Here is a 16,926-nt window from a genome sequence, read left to right on the forward strand (position 1 = left end):
ATGCTCTTTTTTTAGAAAATGGAAGATGTAAAATAGAGCGCAACATGGTACGATAGATTTAGGAATTTAAAGGAAAGAGGTTGCCTGATGTTTGCAATCATCTCTGCAGGAATTGCCCCCGGCATTGCGCTGTTAAGCTATTTTTATCTAAAAGATCAGTATGACAATGAACCCGTACATATGGTGCTGAGGTCTTTTTTTCTTGGGGTCGTTCTTGTGTTTCCGACCATGTTTATCCAATATGTCCTCGAAAAAGAACATATAGGGGAAGGGAGCTTTTTTGTTTCGTTTTTGTCTTCAGGTTTCTTGGAAGAATCGGTTAAATGGTTTATTCTGATGGTCAGTGTGTATCCGCACGCCCATTTTGATGAGCATTACGACGGTATCGTTTACGGAGCCAGTGTGTCTCTGGGCTTTGCCACCCTTGAAAATATTCTTTATTTATTCGGCCATGGAGTTGAGCATGCTTTCATCAGAGCGCTGCTGCCGGTCTCCTGTCATGCGCTTATCGGAGTCATTATGGGCTTTTATCTTGGAAAAGCGCGTTTTTCGCAAAAAAAAGCCCGTGCCAAGTGGCTGCTGATCTCGCTGTTTGTACCTTCATGCCTGCACGGGTCTTACGATTTTATTCTGACCGCCCTGCGTCATTGGGGGTATTATATGATTCCGTTTATGCTGTTTTTATGGTGGTTCGGTTTACGAAAGGCAAAAAAAGCCCGTTCCGTTAATATGATCCAAGTATAAAGAAACCGCACAATGCCGTGCGGTTTCTTTTTTATGTCCCGGTAAGGGATAAGAAGGAAACGGTGTATAAAAATAACCGCGTGACAGACAATACGATTACACTTTAAATTTTGCTGTAGGAGGCTTGAAAAGATGAAGTCCAAAGGAGCGTTTATGGCATGTCTCATTCTTTATTCCTTTGTTATCACCGCTTTCTTCAATCATGAAACGGCCTATGCGTTTTCAAATCAAGTGATTCAAAGAGGAGCGACGGGGGATGATGTTATAGAATTACAGGCCCGTCTTCAATATAACGGGTTTTACAACGGGAAAATCGATGGGGTTTACGGCTGGACCACATATTGGGCCGTGCGGAACTTCCAGGAGAAATTCGGAATGAAGCCGGTTGACGGCCTGGTCGGAGCAAAAACAAAACAGACCTTGATCTCGAAATCAAAGTATTATCGTGAATATGTCATGGAGCAGATTCAGAAAGGAAATACGTTCACGCATTACGGCGGCATACCGTTAAAAAATCAAACAAAGCCGTCAGCAGCCGCCCAAAAGCCGGCTGGAAAAAATCAGCCTGCACCAAAACCGCAAAACAAAACAGGCGGCCAAACACAGGCGTCTAAAAAACAGAATACAACTGCAGCCAATATGCCAGGCGGTTTTTCAAACAATGACGTTAATCTGCTGGCGCAAGCCGTATACGGAGAAGCGCGTGGTGAGCCTTTTGAAGGGCAGGTCGCCATTGCCGCGGTCATCTTAAACCGGATCAAAAGCCCGTTATTTCCGAATACGGTGGCAGGCGTTATTTTTGAACCGCTTGCTTTTACAGCCGTTGCTGACGGACAAATTTATCTGCAGCCGAATGAAAGAGCGAAAGAAGCGGTGCTTGACGCAATTAATGGCTGGGACCCTTCCGAAAACGCGTTATACTATTTCAACCCTGACACGGCGACCAGCGCATGGATATGGGGCCGCCCGCAGATTAAGAGAATCGGTAAGCACATTTTCTGTGAGTAAAAGAACGCATAAAAAGAGGTGTTAAATATGATCAGAGGAATCATCATCGCTGTTCTCGGAGTCGCCATTGCCGCAACCGGCTATTGGGGATATAAAGAGCATCAGGAAAAGGATGCCGTCCTTTTGCATGCTGAAAACAATTATCAGAGGGCTTTTCATGAATTAACGTATCATGTTGACCAGCTTCACGATAAAATCGGGACGACGCTGGCCATGAACAGCAAAAAATCTCTGTCACCGGCGCTGATTGACGTGTGGCGGATTTCATCAGCGGCTCATAACAATGTGAGCCAGCTCCCGCTTACTCTAATGCCTTTTAATAAGACGGAGGAGTTTTTATCCAATATAGGAGATTTCAGCTATAAAACATCAGTCAGAGACTTAGACCAAAAGCCGCTCGATAAAAAAGAGTATACGGCATTAAACAGCCTTTATAAACGGGCGGAGAACATTCAAAACGAACTGCGCAGCGTTCAGCACCTCGTGATGAGCAAAAATCTGCGGTGGATGGATGTTGAAATGGCGCTCGCATCTGACAGAAAACAGAGTGACAATACTATTATCAACAGCTTTAAAACAGTCGAGAAAAATGTAAGCGCCTATTCGGAAGGCAATTTCGGCCCTACATTTACAAGCGCAAAAACAGCGCAAAAGGGTTTTAACCATTTGCAGGGAAAACAAATTACCGAAAAAGAAGCGATAAAGATCGCGGAACGGTTTGCGCCTGATCATAATTATTCCATTAAAGTGGTCAAAAGCGGCAGAAAAACGAACCGGGATGTATACAGCATCCGTATGAACGACGCGGATCATACATCTAAGATCTATATGGATATTACGCAAAAAGGCGGCCATCCGGTTTATTTAATTCAAAACCGGGCCGTGAAAAAGCAAAAGATCAGCCTCAATGAAGCATCAAATCGGGCAATCGCATTTTTAAAGAAAAACGGTTATGAAACGAAAGCCCTCGAAATTGACGAAAGCGCGCAATATAATAATATCGGTGTTTTCACCTTTATTCCTGTTGAGAAAAATGTCCGTATCTATCCGGAAGCGATCCGTATGAAGGTTGCGCTGGATGATGGTGAAGTCGTCGGCTTTTCCGCAAGGGATTATTTAGCGGCGCACCGCACGAGAACCATTCCGTCTCCGGCTTTATCGGCGGATGAAGCGAAAGCGAAGCTGAATAAGAATGTCGAGGTAAGAGAAACGCGCCTCGCATTAATAACTAATGAACTCGGCCAGGAAGTACTGTGCTACGAAATCCTCGGCACCATAGGGAATGACACGTATCAAATGTTTATCAATGCGGACGACGGGAAAGAAGAGAAAATAGAAAAGCTGAAAAGCGCAGAACCTGTATATAAAGACCTATAAAAACGAAGGAGGAAAGGACTAAAAGTCTTTTCCTTTTTTTCATTACATGCTTTAATAAAAGCATAAAGCTAATGAAAGAGTGAAGGTCATGATTGCTGTCGGAGATTATATATGGATTGAATACATAGAAAACAATGAGTGGAAAAAAGTAAAAAGCAAGGCGGTCAGCGTGGAAAACGGAGAGCTGCTGATTTCGTATCCTGTCGATCTCGACTCGGGACGGACGGTCTTTTTGCACAGAGGATTGGAAATTACGGTTGAATTTACAGGCATCGGCCAAGTCCCATACCAATTTAAAAGCACGGTAAAAGGAAAGAGAAAAGATCCTATTCCGATGATTGGGCTGGACTTCCCTTCCAAGGAGGACATGAAACGAATTCAACGGCGTCAATTTGTGCGGGCGGACGCTGTATTGGATGTGTCTGTTCGCAGCGAATCAGGAAAAGCCGCGTTTCAAACGGTTTCCTCTAATATCAGTGCAGGGGGAATGGCCCTTGTGCTGCCTGAGCATGTTTCTGCAGAGCCCGGTGAAAAGCTGAATGTCTCCTTCTGTCTTCCTCTTCCGGAAAAGCCGGCCGATATTACGGCAGAAGCAGTCATTCAGCGGGTCTTCTATGATTCAAAAGCTGATAAACAGAAAATAACACTCGAATACACAGAGATTAACCCCGGCTCACAGCAGCTGCTGATCCAATACTGTATGCGCATGCAGCTTCAAAACAGAAGAAGCAGGCTGTCCGAATAAACAGCGGCGCACTTTTCCATACTAATCATAATGGAGGTGCGCGTGTATGAAAACGTTTGAACGGCTGCTTGTAAAATTAGTATGCATCCAGCTCTTAATTCTGGCCGCAGTACAATTTCTGCTTCATTATCAGCCTATCGAACCTTATATTTCAAAAGCGGTGAAATATGAAGGAGTAGATAAAATGGAGAAAAAAGAGTGGATTGAAACGGTAAAACGGTAAAAATCATCTCATTTTTTTCGCCCTTTTTATGCAGTTCGTGATACAATCCATAGAGGAGAAAAGAGCAAGGAGAGAGATTATGGACAAGAAATTATCGATTGCAATTGACGGCCCGGCAGCTGCCGGAAAAAGCACCGTTGCTAAAATAGTGGCTGAAAAAAAATCATATGTGTACATTGACACAGGCGCGATGTATCGTGCAATTACATATACGGCATTAAAACAAAATACAGATTTAACTGATGAAGCGGCGCTTACAGAGCTGCTGAAGCAGACGGAGATAGAGCTTGTTTCAGCTCCGGAAGGGCAAATCGTTTTAGTAAACGGAGAAAATGTGACAGAAGAGATCAGAAAAGATGAAGTCAGCAACCAAGTATCCATTGCCGCCAAGCATAAAGGCGTCAGGGAAGAAATGGTCAAAAGACAGCAGCTGCTTGGAGAAAAGGGCGGCGTTGTCATGGACGGCCGGGATATCGGAACGCACGTGCTGCCTGATGCGGAAGTGAAAATTTTCCTCTTAGCCTCTGTAGAAGAAAGAGCGAAACGCCGTTATGAAGAAAATGTGAAAAAAGGCTATGACGTTCATTACGAGACGCTGATAGAAGAAATTGCAAGACGCGACAAGCTTGACTCAGAACGGGAAGTCTCGCCGCTGCGCAAAGCGGATGACGCGATTGAAATTGACACGACGTCTCTCAGCATTGCTGAAGTTGCAGCCAGAATTCTTGAAATCGTCGAACAGAAATCACGTTAACCTTGCTGCCGTTCATTTTAAATTTTTTTCCGCAGACAAGATGTTATTGCTTGACAAACCAGTCCTTTTATTAGAAGTTAATACTAATAAAACTTTTTATTGAACATTCAAATTCTTTTTGAATGATTCTTTAATACATATTCGGCTAAAAGCGGACAGTCACATGTTCAGCTTTCAAACCGTTTTAATTAAGCTGTGTAGGTTTGGACCAAGGAGGTTATTCAAATGACAGAGGAAATGAATCAAATTGATGTTCAAGTGCCAGAGGTTGGAGATGTAGTAAAAGGGATTGTGACAAAGGTTGAGGACAAACATGTAGATGTTGAGGTTATCAATGTCAAACAGTCCGGCATCATTCCAATCAGTGAATTATCAAGTCTTCATGTAGAGAAAGCATCGGATGTCGTGAAAACAGACGACGAGCTTGACCTGAAAGTAACAAAAGTGGAAGACGATGCTTTGATTTTATCTAAACGTGCCGTTGATGCTGACCGCGCTTGGGAAGACCTTGAGAAAAAATTCGAAACAAAAGAAGTGTTTGAAGCTGAAGTGAAAGATGTGGTGAAAGGCGGTCTCGTCGTTGATATCGGCGTTCGCGGCTTTATTCCTGCATCACTTGTCGAAGCTCATTTCGTTGAGGATTTCACTGACTATAAAGGGAGAACTCTCTCTCTTATCGTCGTTGAACTTGACCGCGAGAAAAACCGGGTGATTCTGTCACACCGGGCTGTAGTGGAAAAAGAACAAGCAAACAAAAAACAAGATTTTCTTCAAACGCTTGAGGTTGGAAGCGTGCTTGACGGAAAAGTGCAGCGCCTGACTGATTTCGGCGCATTTGTTGATATCGGCGGAATCGACGGCCTTGTTCACATTTCCCAGCTGTCCCACTCACATGTTGAAAAACCGTCTGACGTGGTGGAAGAAGGCCAGGAAGTAAAAGTGAAAGTGCTGTCTGTAGACCGTGATAATGAGCGTATTTCTTTATCGATTAAAGAAACGCTGCCGGGACCGTGGAGCCAAGTCGGCGAAAAGGTAAAACAGGGAGATGTGCTTGAAGGCAAAGTGCAGCGCCTCGTCAGCTTCGGTGCGTTTGTTGAAATTCTTCCGGGCGTTGAAGGCCTTGTTCACATTTCGCAAATTTCCAATAAACATATCGGAACGCCGCATGAAGTGCTTGAAGAAGGACAAACTGTAAAAGTGAAGGTGCTTGATGTCAACGAAAGCGAAGAACGCATTTCCTTGAGCATGCGTGAGCTTGAAGAAGCGCCAAAAGCTGATCAGGAGGACTTCCGCCAATACCAGGCGAAGGAAGAGCCGAGCACAGGCTTCCAGCTTGGCGATTTAATCGGAGACAAGCTTAATAAATTAAAATAAATTGGTGATAAAACGTGACACGAGCAGAACGAAAAAAAGAACATATAAATCATGCGCTGTCGACCGGCCAAGACCGTGGAACAGGGCTTGATGATATTACGTTTGTTCATGTCAGCCTGCCAAACCTTGCATTGGAAAAAGTGGATATTTCAACGAAAATCGGCGGACTTACCAGCAGTTCGCCGATTTTTATCAATGCTATGACAGGCGGCGGCGGACAGCTTACATATGAGATTAACCGATCACTGGCAAGAGCCGCCCGCAAAGCAGACATTCCGCTCGCAGTCGGATCGCAAATGTCTGCTTTGAAAGACCCGTCCGAGCGGTTTTCTTATGAAATCGTAAGAAAAGAAAACCCGGACGGCTTAATCTTTGCGAATTTAGGCAGTGAAGCAGACGCTGAACAGGCAAAAAGAGCAGTTGACATGATTGAAGCGGATGCGCTGCAGATTCATTTGAATGTCATACAGGAGATCGTCATGCCTGAGGGAGACAGAAGCTTTACGGGCGCTCTGGACCGCATTGAGCGCATTGCAGGTGAAGCGGGTGTTCCTATATTCGTAAAAGAAGTCGGATTCGGCATGAGCAAAGAGTCGGCGCAGCAGCTGTTTGACATCGGAGTGTCAGCCGTTGATGCCGGCGGTTACGGCGGAACGAATTTCTCCAGGATTGAAAATCTGCGCCGAGAGAAGGAGCTTCAATTTTTTAATACATGGGGGATTTCGACTGCCGCAAGTTTAGCGGAAATCCGTTCGGTTTGCAGCGATCATCCGATTATCGCATCCGGAGGGCTGCAAAGCGCGCTTGATGTTGCGAAATCGATTGCTCTCGGTGCTTCTTTTGCCGGAATGGCGGGCAATTTCTTAAAAGCTTTGACCTCAAACGGGGAAGAAGGCCTGTTTAATGAGATCACGGCGTTATTGCACGAGCTGAAAATGATTATGACTGTCCTCGGCTGTCAGTCTGTTGCTGAATTGCAGCGGGCGCCGCTCGTCATAAAAGGTGACACCCACCATTGGCTTTCAGAAAGAGGGATTGATACGTCCCGTTTCAGCAGACGTTAAAAGGCATGCAGTCCGCATGCCTTTTTGTATGCTTATGATTTTCTTTTTCTGAACTCCCCGTTTTGCTCGAGGCTTGTCGCCCCCTTATGATGTATAGACTGGTCACGGTCTGATTCTACTCTGCGTGAGGCTTTCAGCTTTTTTTCCTGTCTGTCCTTTCCCATCGTCATTGCTCCTTTCAGTTATCATATGGTTTAAAAAATGCATTCCCGCTCCATACTGATCAGAGGAGGAGCGATTATGGAACTGTTTTATTATTACTGGTCTATGTGGTTTTTATGGATACTTGCGACTTTTATTTTTGCCAAAACGAAAAGCCGTTTTCACGTATCAGTCTTTATTTTGACTAATATAATGGCAAGCATACATCATATTACTGTTTATTTTACGCTGAACGCGGCGTATGTGATGTTTTTTGCAGCGGCATTTGTCTATGCGGGGCGCTTAGGCATGCATAAACAGCTCCGTTATATAGTGATACATTTGACGGCGGCGGCAGCTTACGGATTTATTTTTCTGTTTGCATTATATGATCCGGTTTGGTTTATCATAAAACCTGAATGGGCGGCGGTCATATTGCTGACCGTCATTACGGTTTCCGTTGAGGCGCGGTTTCCTGAGCGGCTCTGTCTGTTTGTTCTCGGTATGTGCCAAGGGGAGCTTCTATATTCTACGGTCATTCATAAGATTGCAGGCACCGTAACCGTCGGAGACTATCAATGGCTCTCCGGGTGCTCCGCGGGAGCGATTTTACTCGTCGGCTTGACCACATATGAACAGCTTGCGGCACGTGTCGGCGCAAAAAGCAAAAAGACGGGAAAAGGAGCTACAAAAATGTCATGAAAACAAGCCGGGACTGTTACATGATTGCGAAACATTTTGAAGAATACATTGTGATCTCAGTGAAAACTGATATAATAAATGAGTTAAGCCCTTCTGTTTGAAGGGTTCTTTTCATAGCGAAGATGATTTTAATAACCGGTTGAACAATTTTTATGAAAATGTAAGCGGCTGGATTGAAAGGAAGGGTACTATGGGTAAACCTGTCGTAGCCATTGTCGGAAGACCGAATGTGGGAAAATCCACAATCTTTAACCGGATTGCGGGTGAAAGAATTTCAATAGTAGAAGATACCCCCGGAGTGACGAGGGACCGGATATACAGCTCGGCGGAATGGCTGAATTATGATTTTAACCTGATCGATACAGGCGGAATCGACATCGGAGACGAGCCGTTTCTGACACAAATCCGTCAGCAGGCTGAAATCGCCATGGACGAGGCTGATGTGATTATCTTCATGGTGAACGGCCGTGAAGGTGTGACTGCGGCTGATGAAGAAGTGGCGAAAATACTTTACCGGACGAAAAAGCCGGTCGTATTAGCCGTTAATAAATTAGATAATACCGAAATGAGATCAAACATTTATGATTTTTACGCGCTCGGCTTTGGCGAGCCTTATCCGATTTCCGGTACACACGGCTTGGGTTTAGGCGACTTGCTTGACGCGGCTGCCGAGCATTTTAAAAACATTCCGGAAACGAAATACAGTGATGATGTCGTGCAATTCTGCCTGATCGGCCGCCCGAATGTCGGCAAATCTTCCCTAGTGAACGCGATGCTCGGCGAAGAGCGTGTCATCGTCAGTAACGTCGCGGGAACAACGAGAGACGCTGTGGATACGGCGTTCACATATAACCAGCAGGATTTTGTGATCGTTGATACAGCAGGAATGAGAAAAAAGGGTAAAGTATACGAAACGACTGAAAAATACAGCGTGCTTCGGGCGTTAAAAGCGATTGACCGCTCAGATGTCGTCGGTGTGGTGCTGAACGCTGAAGAAGGCATTCTTGAGCAGGACAAACGGATCGCCGGCTATGCCCATGAAGCGGGAAAAGCCGTCGTGATTGTCGTAAACAAATGGGATGCCGTGGAAAAAGATGAACGCACGATGAAAGAATTCGAGCAGAATATACGGGAACATTTTCAATTTCTCGATTATGCGCCGGTCTTGTTTATGTCGGCATTGACGACAAAACGGATTCATACACTGATGCCTGCGATTATTAAAGCAAGTGAAAATCACTCGCTTCGCGTGCAGACAAACGTGTTAAACGACGTAATTATGGATGCGGTCGCCATGAACCCGACTCCGACACATAACGGCTCGCGCCTGAAAATTTATTATGCGACTCAGGTTGCTGTAAAGCCGCCGAGCTTCGTTGTTTTTGTCAATGATCCGGAACTGATGCATTTTTCTTATGAACGCTTTTTAGAAAACCGAATCAGAGATGCGTTCGGTTTTGAAGGGACGCCAATCAAAATATTTGCAAGAGCGAGAAAATAAAAAGGTGTGATACAGAGATGAAAAAAGTGGCAATGCTTGGAGCGGGAAGCTGGGGCACTGCACTTTCTTTAGTGCTGGCTGATAACGGACATCAAGTCATGATGTGGGGACACCGTGCCGAACTGATCAATCAAATCAATGAACTGCATGAAAACAAAGATTATCTGCCTGGTGTGGAGCTTTCCAGTTCCGTGATCGGCACCGCTGATTTAAGCGAGGCCTTAACAGGTGCTGAGTACATTATTGTCGCAGTGCCGACAAAAGCCATTCGTGAAGTGCTGAAGCAGGCTTTGCCTTACCTTTCTAAAAACTCGATTTTTGTTCATGTCAGTAAGGGAATCGAGCCGGACACGCTTCTCCGCATTTCAGAATTAATGGAAGAGGAGCTGCCTGAGGAGTACAGAAAAGACATCGTTGTGCTTTCCGGGCCGAGCCATGCTGAAGAAGTCGGATTAAGACACCCGACGACCGTCACGTCATCCTCTAAAAATATTGAGGCTGCAGAAGCTGTTCAGGATTTGTTTATGAACCAGCATTTCCGTGTTTATACGAACCCGGATATGATCGGTGTTGAAATAGGGGGAGCCTTAAAAAATATCATTGCTCTGGCCGCCGGAATTACAGACGGATTGGGCTACGGAGATAATGCGAAAGCGGCGTTAATCACACGCGGGCTTGCCGAAATCGCAAGGCTTGGGACAAAAATGGGAGGTAATCCTCTTACTTTTTCCGGGCTGACCGGCGTAGGCGATTTAATTGTGACGTGTACAAGCGTTCATTCCCGGAACTGGCGCGCCGGCAACCTGCTTGGCAAAGGGTATAAGCTTGAAGAAGTCCTCGACAAGATGGGAATGGTTGTTGAAGGAGTGCGGACAACAAAAGCGGCATATCAGCTTTCACAAAAATACCAAGTGAAAATGCCGATTACAGAAGCGCTTCACCAAGTGTTATTTAATGGGCAAAAGGTAGAAACGGCCGTCGAATCCTTGATGGCCAGAGTAAAAACCCATGAGATGGAGGACTTGGTCAACACATTTGAAAACCAAGCGAAGTGACAATAAAACGCGGCCTGCATATTCTGAAGTGATGAAAGTCCAAATCGCGGAACTCTCCGGCTGAAATCGCTTAAAACATTTGCTGATTTAGGCAGAAGAGGATGCATACGTATGCGCACCCGCATACTATAGCATCGAAGTCCAAGAGAGTGTATCTTAGACGTGCAGGTAAATATAGTCAACTTGACTGAAGCAAAGTCCCCCTCTTTGCTTCAGTTTTTTTGTTTTTTTCAATAGATGGAAAACATGTTGATCTTTTCAACATTTGTATATTAAAATAAAATATAACGCTTACAAAAGAATGATCGGGGGGCACGAACGTGAGTGTAGCATTGATGAAAATGTGGTTTGCGCTTGGAGCTATGGGATTAATGTTTGTCGCGGTTGCGTCTATTTATGTAAGCCGGTATAAATGCAAAAACAAGTTTATAAAAGCCGCAGTTTCTTCGCTCGCTTATGCCTGTATGCTCATATCAGGCTTGATCGTGTTAATGGTTGTGTTCAGCGGGCCTGTCAATGAATAAAGCAGGAAAGGGGGAGCGGGATGCATAAATTGAAAATTGCCGTGATAACGGCCGCGGTGCTTCTTCTATCAGGCTGTTTATACCCGGAAGCGAAAAAAACTGAAAATCAAGTGTCTTACAAACATCAGCTTGAGCAGGTTCAAGCGGCCGTTAATGAATTTAAAAAGGCAAACGGCGGCCTGCTGCCCATTCAGACAAAAGATATGAAAACACCGATCTATCAAAAGTATCCGATAGATTTTAAGCGGCTGGCGCCGAGATACATGGAAGAGCCGCCTGCTTCGGCCTATGAAAGCGGAGGAACGTATCAATACGTGCTCGTAGACGTGGAAAACAAGCCGACTGTCAAGCTCATTGACCTGCAAATGGCAGAAAAAATCCGTGAAATGAAGCTTCGTGTCAAAATGTATCAGGAAAAACATACATACCCTCCCTATCAGGACGTCGTCTCAAAGGGCCTGTTCACATTGGATAAAACAAAGCTCGGCATCAAAGAGTCTCCTTCAGTCAGAAGCCCGGTATCCGGCGTTTCGCTGCCGCTTTTAATCGGTGCGGACGGGGATATCTATGCAGACTATCGCGTCGATCTCGCCCGCTGTCTGAAAGAAAACAAAAAAACAGTAAAACCAGGTACGGAAATCCAGGATATCTTATGGAAGGACACCCCATTTGTCCCGGCTTTTTCAGTCAAATACACCGTGAATGAAAAACAGGAACCCGTTTTTTTAGAAAGTAAAACGAAACAGGAATGAACCTTTCTCCCGCGCATACAAATAGGGAGAAAGGTTTTTTCTGATTGTAATAGAAAGACTGCCTGAAAATTTTCTAAAGATGTCATATTGAAATAGGACAACGTCATACACATATAGTGTCCTGTATTTGATTGAAGAATGGTGAAATAAAAATGATAAGGATAGGAAGTCCGGGAGGGGATCACTTGGAAAAGGTCGATATTTTCAAGGATATCGCTGAACGAACAGGGGGCGATATATACTTAGGAGTCGTTGGCGCTGTCCGTACAGGGAAATCTACTTTCATTAAAAAATTTATGGAGCTTGTGGTGCTCCCGAATATCAGCAATGAAGCGGACCGCGCGCGGGCGCAGGATGAGCTTCCGCAAAGCGCCGCAGGAAAAACGATTATGACCACGGAACCTAAATTTGTTCCGAATCAGGCAATGTCCGTTCATGTAGCGGAAGGACTTGATGTCAACATCCGCCTGGTGGACTGTGTGGGATACACTGTTCCGGGGGCAAAGGGATATGAAGATGAAAACGGCCCGAGAATGATTAATACACCTTGGTATGAAGAACCGATTCCATTTCATGAAGCAGCGGAAATCGGGACGAGAAAAGTCATTCAAGAGCACTCTACAATCGGAGTTGTCATTACGACAGACGGCTCGATCGGCGATATCGTACGGGGTGATTACGTAGAGGCGGAAGAAAGAGTCATTGAAGAGCTGAAGGAAGTCGGCAAACCGTTTATTATGGTGATCAACTCTGTGAAGCCGTACCATCCGGAAACCGAAGCGCTCAGGCAGGAATTAAGCGGAAAATATGATATACCGGTACTCGCTATGAGTGTTGAAAGCATGCGGGAAACAGATGTCTTAAGCGTCCTCAGAGAAGCGCTTTATGAGTTTCCTGTGCTTGAAGTGAACGTCAATCTGCCGAGCTGGGTCATGGTGCTCAAAGAAAACCATTGGCTCAGGGAAAGCTATCAGGAATCAGTGAAAGAAACCGTAAAGGATATCAAACGTCTGCGTGATGTAGACCGGGTTGTCGGCCACTTCAGCGAATTTGAATTTATTGAAAGCGCCGGTTTAGCCGGGATTGAGCTGGGGCAGGGTGTCGCTGAAATCGATTTGTACGCTCCTGATCATTTATATGACCAGATTTTAAAAGAGGTAGTGGGCGTTGAAATTCGCGGAAAAGACCACTTGCTTGAATTGATGCAGGATTTTGCTCATGCGAAAACGGAATATGACCAAGTATCAGACGCTTTGAAAATGGTTAAACAGACTGGGTACGGAATTGCCGCGCCGGCTTTAACGGATATGAGCCTTGATGAACCGGAAATCATCCGCCAAGGGTCAAGATTCGGCGTAAGGCTGAAAGCGGTCGCCCCGTCCATTCATATGATCAAGGTGGACGTGGAGAGTGAATTTGCGCCGATTATCGGCACGGAAAAGCAAAGCGAAGAGCTTGTCCGCTATTTAATGCAGGACTTTGAAGATGATCCGCTTTCTATCTGGAACTCCGATATTTTCGGAAGGTCGTTAAGCTCTATTGTGAGAGAAGGCATTTCCGCAAAACTCTCGCTTATGCCTGAGAATGCCAGATATAAGCTGAAAGAAACGCTGGAAAGAATTATAAACGAAGGATCAGGCGGCTTGATCGCCATCATTTTGTAATCAGAAGGACCTCTTCTTGAAACGGGAGGTCTTTTTTTATGTCCTTTTAGATACTGGAAATGAATCAAGGATTAGGAGGAAATAAGCAAAAAAAGGAATATTTGTTCGGGAAAACACGTGAAAACCTTGACGAGCAAGGGATTGGAGCTTTAAAATGCTTGATATGGCTTTTTATATGTGTTAATCTACATACAGAAAATCTTCACTTTGCTGGACAAACATTCCTCAGGGTGTCTATTTTCTTGTTAAAGCCGTTTACTTGTCTGTTCTTCCCTGCTTTGATTTTTTAATCAGACAGGTTTAGAATCAGGCTGAACTGTGAAGAAATGATAATAAACTGCTGAAATGATATTCTTTTGGGAGGAGGTGAAAGGCATGAACAAGACAGAACTAATCAATGCGGTTGCGGAAGCAAGCGAATTGTCTAAAAAAGACGCTACAAAAGCAGTTGATTCTGTTTTTGATACGATTTTAGATGCACTTAAAAACGGTGATAAAATTCAACTGATCGGTTTTGGTAACTTTGAGGTGCGCGAGCGTTCTGCACGTAAAGGACGTAACCCTCAAACAGGTGAAGAAATCGAAATTCCAGCAAGCAAGGTACCTGCTTTCAAACCAGGTAAGGCTCTTAAAGACGCCGTTGCAGGAAAATAATTGTGAATATAGATCGTGTATGCATCAGTCATACATACACTTTATTTCTTCACAGAAAAGCCCCTTTTTAAGGGGCTTTTCATATTTAAAAAGCCTCAGTCACCGAGCAGGGCTTTCGTTTTGCTTTTGGCGCGGCAAATGTGCTAGAATCGAAATTAAATGTATTCAATGGTGGAGGACACAGAAGATGAAAGAAGTTAATAAAGAGCAGATTGAACAGGCGGTTCGCCAGATTTTAGAGGCGATTGGAGAAGACCCGAACCGGGAAGGGCTTTTAGACACGCCGAAGCGGGTAGCAAAAATGTATGCCGAAGTATTCTCGGGATTGAATGAAGATCCGAAAGAACATTTTCAAACCGTTTTCGGGGAGGATCACGAGGAGCTTGTTCTAGTAAAAGATATCGCGTTTCATTCTATGTGTGAACATCATCTTGTTCCTTTTTACGGAAAAGCGCATATTGCCTACATTCCGCGCGGCGGCAAGGTGACAGGCCTCAGTAAATTGGCCCGCGCAGTAGAAGCCGTCTCAAAACGCCCTCAGCTTCAAGAGCGCATTACCTCAACAATTGCAGAAAGCATTGTAGAGACCTTAGATCCGCACGGCGTCATGGTTGTCGTGGAAGCTGAGCATATGTGCATGACGATGAGAGGCGTAAGAAAGCCGGGTGCAAAAACAGTTACATCCGCTGTGAGAGGTATTTTTAAAGATGACGCAGCAGCACGTTCGGAAGTTTTAGAACATATTAAACGTGCGGATTAATAATGATAGAGGGTGCCGATATGAATTCAAAGCATTCAAATGATTTTGTCGTCATTAAAGCGGTCGAGGACGGCGTGAACGTCATCGGTTTAACGAGAGGTACGGATACGAAATTTCACCATTCCGAAAAACTGGACAAAGGTGAAGTGATCATCGCTCAATTTACCGAGCACACATCCGCCATTAAAGTGAGAGGCAGCGCCCTCATCCAAACCGCTTACGGAGAAATGAAAAGCGAAAAAAAATAAGCTGGCTGTTTCCCGCTGCTGCTGAATGCTCGCAAACAGCGGGAGAATACAGCCAATTTCTTTTTTTTATGCTATAATGGTACGTGCGTATAATAATGACGATTAAATCTCATACATATTAGAATAAATGTGAATTTGGGGACAAGGGTGATATTTTTGCAAGACATCTACGGAACTTTAGCAAATTTGAATATGAAATTAAAACAAAAGCTGTCTCATCCTTATTTAGCGAAACATATTTCTGCGCCTAAAATCGATGAAGATAAACTTCTTCTTTTTCACGCTTTGTTTGAAGAAGCGGACATTAAGAACAACGACAGAGAAAATTATATAGTAACTGCGATGCTTGTCCAAAGCGCCCTTGATACCCACGATGAAGTGACAACAGCCAGAGCGTTAAAGCGAGATGAAAATAAAAATCGGCAGCTGACCGTGCTTGCCGGTGACTATTTCAGCGGACTGTACTATTCGCTTTTATCTGAAATGAAGGATATCTACATGATTCGGACACTCGCAACGGCAATTAAAGAAATCAATGAGCATAAAATCCGTCTGTACGATCGGTCTGTCAATGACATGAACCAATTGATCGGAAGCATGGCGATTGTGGAAGCGGCGCTGTTTCACAGAGTGTCAGACCACTTCAACCTTCCGCGCTGGAAAAGGCTGGCAAGTGATTTTTTTGTATATAAGCGGCTGATGAACGGCAATGCTATATTTCTCGATGTAATCGGCAATATTGTAAAGTCAGGGAAAACAAAGGCTGAAATACTGGAAGAAAGCTTTACAAAAGCAAAGCAAAGCATTGAGACGCTGCTGCCGCTCAATTCACCTATTCAAAATCTATTGCTGAACCGGCTTAAAACAATCAGCCAAGACAAAACTTATCATCAGAAAGTGGAAGAAGGGTAACCATCATGCAGGAGTCAAAAGAACAGCGGGTACACGGCGTATTTGAAAAAATTTATAAAAACTATGACCAAATGAACTCTGTCATCAGTTTTCAGCAGCACAAAAAATGGCGCGATAAAACGATGCAGATCATGAATGTGAAAGAAGGCGCCAAAGCGCTCGATGTCTGCTGCGGAACGGCTGACTGGACGATTGCCCTTGCGAAAGCGGCCGGGAAAAGCGGCGAAGTAAAGGGACTGGATTTCAGTAAAAATATGCTGAGCATCGGCGAAAAAAAAGTAAAAGAGGGCGGTTTCAGCCAAATTGAGCTGCTGCACGGAAACGCGATGGAGCTCCCTTTCGAAGATGATTCATTTGATTTTGTCACCATCGGTTTCGGCTTGCGGAACGTCCCCGATTACCTGACAGTGCTGAAGGAAATGCGGCGCGTGGTCAAACCGGGCGGGCAAGTTGTATGCCTGGAAACATCCCAGCCGGAAATGTTCGGCTTCAGACAGGCTTACTTTATGTACTTTAAGTACATTATGCCTTTTTTCGGAAAGATGTTTGCGAAGAGTTACAAAGAATATTCTTGGCTTCAGGAATCGGCAAGAGAATTTCCCGGTATGAAAGAGCTTGCGCGCCTGTTTGAAGAGGCGGGCCTGACGAATGTTAAATACCATCCGTTTACCGGCGGAGTGGCTGCTACACATATCGGATGGAAATGATGAATAACAGATGTTTG

20 protein-coding genes are annotated in these 16,926 nt (G+C 44.7%); 19 read left to right on the forward strand and 1 reads right to left on the reverse strand.

What is annotated here, in order from left to right; all coding sequences use genetic code 11:
* The first annotated feature begins 87 nt into the window (after window positions 1–87).
* The 8 genes from prsW to fni all read left to right on the forward strand — a co-directional run bounded on the left by prsW (window position 88) and on the right by fni (window position 7,289).
* Window positions 88–744 carry a glutamic-type intramembrane protease PrsW gene (gene prsW, locus KY305_RS13010; RefSeq protein WP_214814370.1) on the forward strand — a complete coding sequence of 219 codons (657 nt, stop codon included), beginning with the start codon at window positions 88–90 and terminating at the stop codon, window positions 742–744.
* A 132-nt stretch (window positions 745–876) separates the two neighbouring features.
* Window positions 877–1,752 (forward strand): spore cortex-lytic enzyme, encoded by an 876-nt coding sequence (gene sleB, locus KY305_RS13015; RefSeq protein ID WP_223062891.1) that lies wholly within the window; start codon window positions 877–879, stop codon window positions 1,750–1,752.
* 27 nt (window positions 1,753–1,779) lie between these two features.
* Window positions 1,780–3,129 carry a germination protein YpeB gene (gene ypeB, locus KY305_RS13020; protein WP_223062892.1) on the forward strand — a complete coding sequence of 450 codons (1,350 nt, stop codon included), beginning with the start codon at window positions 1,780–1,782 and terminating at the stop codon, window positions 3,127–3,129.
* An 88-nt stretch (window positions 3,130–3,217) separates the two neighbouring features.
* Window positions 3,218–3,874, forward strand: coding sequence for a flagellar brake protein (locus tag KY305_RS13025; protein WP_223062893.1), 657 nt, complete (start codon window positions 3,218–3,220; stop codon window positions 3,872–3,874).
* Between the two features lie 46 nt (window positions 3,875–3,920).
* Entirely contained in the window at window positions 3,921–4,097 is a 177-nt protein-coding gene (locus KY305_RS13030; protein WP_167348361.1) for a YpfB family protein, read from the forward strand.
* Between the two features lie 79 nt (window positions 4,098–4,176).
* Entirely contained in the window at window positions 4,177–4,851 is a 675-nt protein-coding gene (gene cmk, locus KY305_RS13035) for a (d)CMP kinase (protein WP_223062894.1), read from the forward strand.
* A gap of 225 nt (window positions 4,852–5,076) precedes the next feature.
* On the forward strand, window positions 5,077–6,225 hold the full coding sequence (gene rpsA / locus KY305_RS13040) for a 30S ribosomal protein S1 (protein ID WP_223062895.1): 1,149 nt from the start codon (window positions 5,077–5,079) through the stop codon (window positions 6,223–6,225).
* Between the two features lie 14 nt (window positions 6,226–6,239).
* Entirely contained in the window at window positions 6,240–7,289 is a 1,050-nt protein-coding gene (gene fni / locus KY305_RS13045; protein ID WP_223062896.1) for a type 2 isopentenyl-diphosphate Delta-isomerase, read from the forward strand.
* Between the two features lie 32 nt (window positions 7,290–7,321).
* Here the strand turns inward: fni and KY305_RS13050 are convergent, their stop codons facing one another.
* Window positions 7,322–7,453 carry a YpzI family protein gene (locus KY305_RS13050; RefSeq protein WP_214814347.1) on the reverse strand — a complete coding sequence of 44 codons (132 nt, stop codon included), beginning with the start codon at window positions 7,451–7,453 and terminating at the stop codon, window positions 7,322–7,324.
* 76 nt (window positions 7,454–7,529) lie between these two features.
* Here KY305_RS13050 and KY305_RS13055 point away from each other — a divergent pair, with 76 nt between their 5' ends.
* The 11 genes from KY305_RS13055 (at window position 7,530) to menG (ending at window position 16,909) form a co-directional block, all read left to right on the forward strand.
* Window positions 7,530–8,132, forward strand: a complete 603-nt coding sequence (locus tag KY305_RS13055) for a YphA family membrane protein (protein WP_223062897.1) — start codon at window positions 7,530–7,532, stop codon at window positions 8,130–8,132.
* A gap of 190 nt (window positions 8,133–8,322) precedes the next feature.
* Entirely contained in the window at window positions 8,323–9,633 is a 1,311-nt protein-coding gene (gene der, locus KY305_RS13060; RefSeq protein ID WP_214814343.1) for a ribosome biogenesis GTPase Der, read from the forward strand.
* A 17-nt stretch (window positions 9,634–9,650) separates the two neighbouring features.
* Window positions 9,651–10,688 carry an NAD(P)H-dependent glycerol-3-phosphate dehydrogenase gene (locus KY305_RS13065; protein ID WP_214814325.1) on the forward strand — a complete coding sequence of 346 codons (1,038 nt, stop codon included), beginning with the start codon at window positions 9,651–9,653 and terminating at the stop codon, window positions 10,686–10,688.
* Window positions 10,689–11,008: 320 nt separating this feature from the next.
* On the forward strand, window positions 11,009–11,212 hold the full coding sequence (locus KY305_RS13070; RefSeq protein ID WP_061520940.1) for a DUF2768 domain-containing protein: 204 nt from the start codon (window positions 11,009–11,011) through the stop codon (window positions 11,210–11,212).
* 20 nt (window positions 11,213–11,232) lie between these two features.
* Window positions 11,233–11,964, forward strand: coding sequence for a hypothetical protein (locus KY305_RS13075; RefSeq protein WP_223062898.1), 732 nt, complete (start codon window positions 11,233–11,235; stop codon window positions 11,962–11,964).
* 185 nt (window positions 11,965–12,149) lie between these two features.
* Entirely contained in the window at window positions 12,150–13,628 is a 1,479-nt protein-coding gene (spoIVA, locus tag KY305_RS13080; RefSeq protein WP_223062899.1) for a stage IV sporulation protein A, read from the forward strand.
* Window positions 13,629–14,003: 375 nt separating this feature from the next.
* Complete coding sequence (gene hbs / locus KY305_RS13085; RefSeq protein WP_003153447.1) at window positions 14,004–14,282, forward strand: non-specific DNA-binding protein Hbs; 279 nt, start codon at window positions 14,004–14,006, stop codon at window positions 14,280–14,282.
* Between the two features lie 187 nt (window positions 14,283–14,469).
* Complete coding sequence (folE, locus tag KY305_RS13090) at window positions 14,470–15,042, forward strand: GTP cyclohydrolase I FolE (protein ID WP_223062900.1); 573 nt, start codon at window positions 14,470–14,472, stop codon at window positions 15,040–15,042.
* Between the two features lie 20 nt (window positions 15,043–15,062).
* A complete protein-coding gene (gene mtrB / locus KY305_RS13095; RefSeq protein WP_223062901.1) occupies window positions 15,063–15,290 on the forward strand; it encodes a trp RNA-binding attenuation protein MtrB in 228 nt (75 codons plus the stop codon).
* Window positions 15,291–15,446: 156 nt separating this feature from the next.
* The gene (gene hepS, locus KY305_RS13100) at window positions 15,447–16,202 is read left to right on the forward strand and encodes a heptaprenyl diphosphate synthase component 1 (RefSeq protein WP_223062902.1); all 756 of its coding nucleotides are present in this window, start codon (window positions 15,447–15,449) and stop codon (window positions 16,200–16,202) included.
* A gap of 5 nt (window positions 16,203–16,207) precedes the next feature.
* The gene (menG, locus tag KY305_RS13105; protein WP_061527705.1) at window positions 16,208–16,909 is read left to right on the forward strand and encodes a demethylmenaquinone methyltransferase; all 702 of its coding nucleotides are present in this window, start codon (window positions 16,208–16,210) and stop codon (window positions 16,907–16,909) included.
* The last annotated feature ends 17 nt before the right edge of the window (window positions 16,910–16,926 follow it).

This window comes from Bacillus sp. YC2 (genome assembly GCF_019891195.1).
Classification (GTDB): Bacteria; Bacillota; Bacilli; order Bacillales; family Bacillaceae; genus Bacillus.

What these genes read in the sequence shown, in the direction of transcription:
- prsW (WP_214814370.1), top strand. Translation starts at nt 88, where the DNA reads ATGTTTGCAATCATCTCTGCAGGAATTGCCCCCGGCATTGCGCTGTTA.
- sleB (WP_223062891.1), top strand. Translation starts at nt 877, where the DNA reads ATGAAGTCCAAAGGAGCGTTTATGGCATGTCTCATTCTTTATTCCTTT.
- ypeB (WP_223062892.1), top strand. Translation starts at nt 1,780, where the DNA reads ATGATCAGAGGAATCATCATCGCTGTTCTCGGAGTCGCCATTGCCGCA.
- KY305_RS13025 (WP_223062893.1), top strand. Translation starts at nt 3,218, where the DNA reads ATGATTGCTGTCGGAGATTATATATGGATTGAATACATAGAAAACAAT.
- KY305_RS13030 (WP_167348361.1), top strand. Translation starts at nt 3,921, where the DNA reads ATGAAAACGTTTGAACGGCTGCTTGTAAAATTAGTATGCATCCAGCTC.
- cmk (WP_223062894.1), top strand. Translation starts at nt 4,177, where the DNA reads ATGGACAAGAAATTATCGATTGCAATTGACGGCCCGGCAGCTGCCGGA.
- rpsA (WP_223062895.1), top strand. Translation starts at nt 5,077, where the DNA reads ATGACAGAGGAAATGAATCAAATTGATGTTCAAGTGCCAGAGGTTGGA.
- KY305_RS13050 (WP_214814347.1), bottom strand. Translation starts at nt 7,453, where the DNA reads ATGGGAAAGGACAGACAGGAAAAAAAGCTGAAAGCCTCACGCAGAGTA.
- KY305_RS13055 (WP_223062897.1), top strand. Translation starts at nt 7,530, where the DNA reads ATGGAACTGTTTTATTATTACTGGTCTATGTGGTTTTTATGGATACTT.
- der (WP_214814343.1), top strand. Translation starts at nt 8,323, where the DNA reads ATGGGTAAACCTGTCGTAGCCATTGTCGGAAGACCGAATGTGGGAAAA.
- KY305_RS13065 (WP_214814325.1), top strand. Translation starts at nt 9,651, where the DNA reads ATGAAAAAAGTGGCAATGCTTGGAGCGGGAAGCTGGGGCACTGCACTT.
- KY305_RS13075 (WP_223062898.1), top strand. Translation starts at nt 11,233, where the DNA reads ATGCATAAATTGAAAATTGCCGTGATAACGGCCGCGGTGCTTCTTCTA.
- hbs (WP_003153447.1), top strand. Translation starts at nt 14,004, where the DNA reads ATGAACAAGACAGAACTAATCAATGCGGTTGCGGAAGCAAGCGAATTG.
- folE (WP_223062900.1), top strand. Translation starts at nt 14,470, where the DNA reads ATGAAAGAAGTTAATAAAGAGCAGATTGAACAGGCGGTTCGCCAGATT.
- mtrB (WP_223062901.1), top strand. Translation starts at nt 15,063, where the DNA reads ATGAATTCAAAGCATTCAAATGATTTTGTCGTCATTAAAGCGGTCGAG.
- menG (WP_061527705.1), top strand. Translation starts at nt 16,208, where the DNA reads ATGCAGGAGTCAAAAGAACAGCGGGTACACGGCGTATTTGAAAAAATT.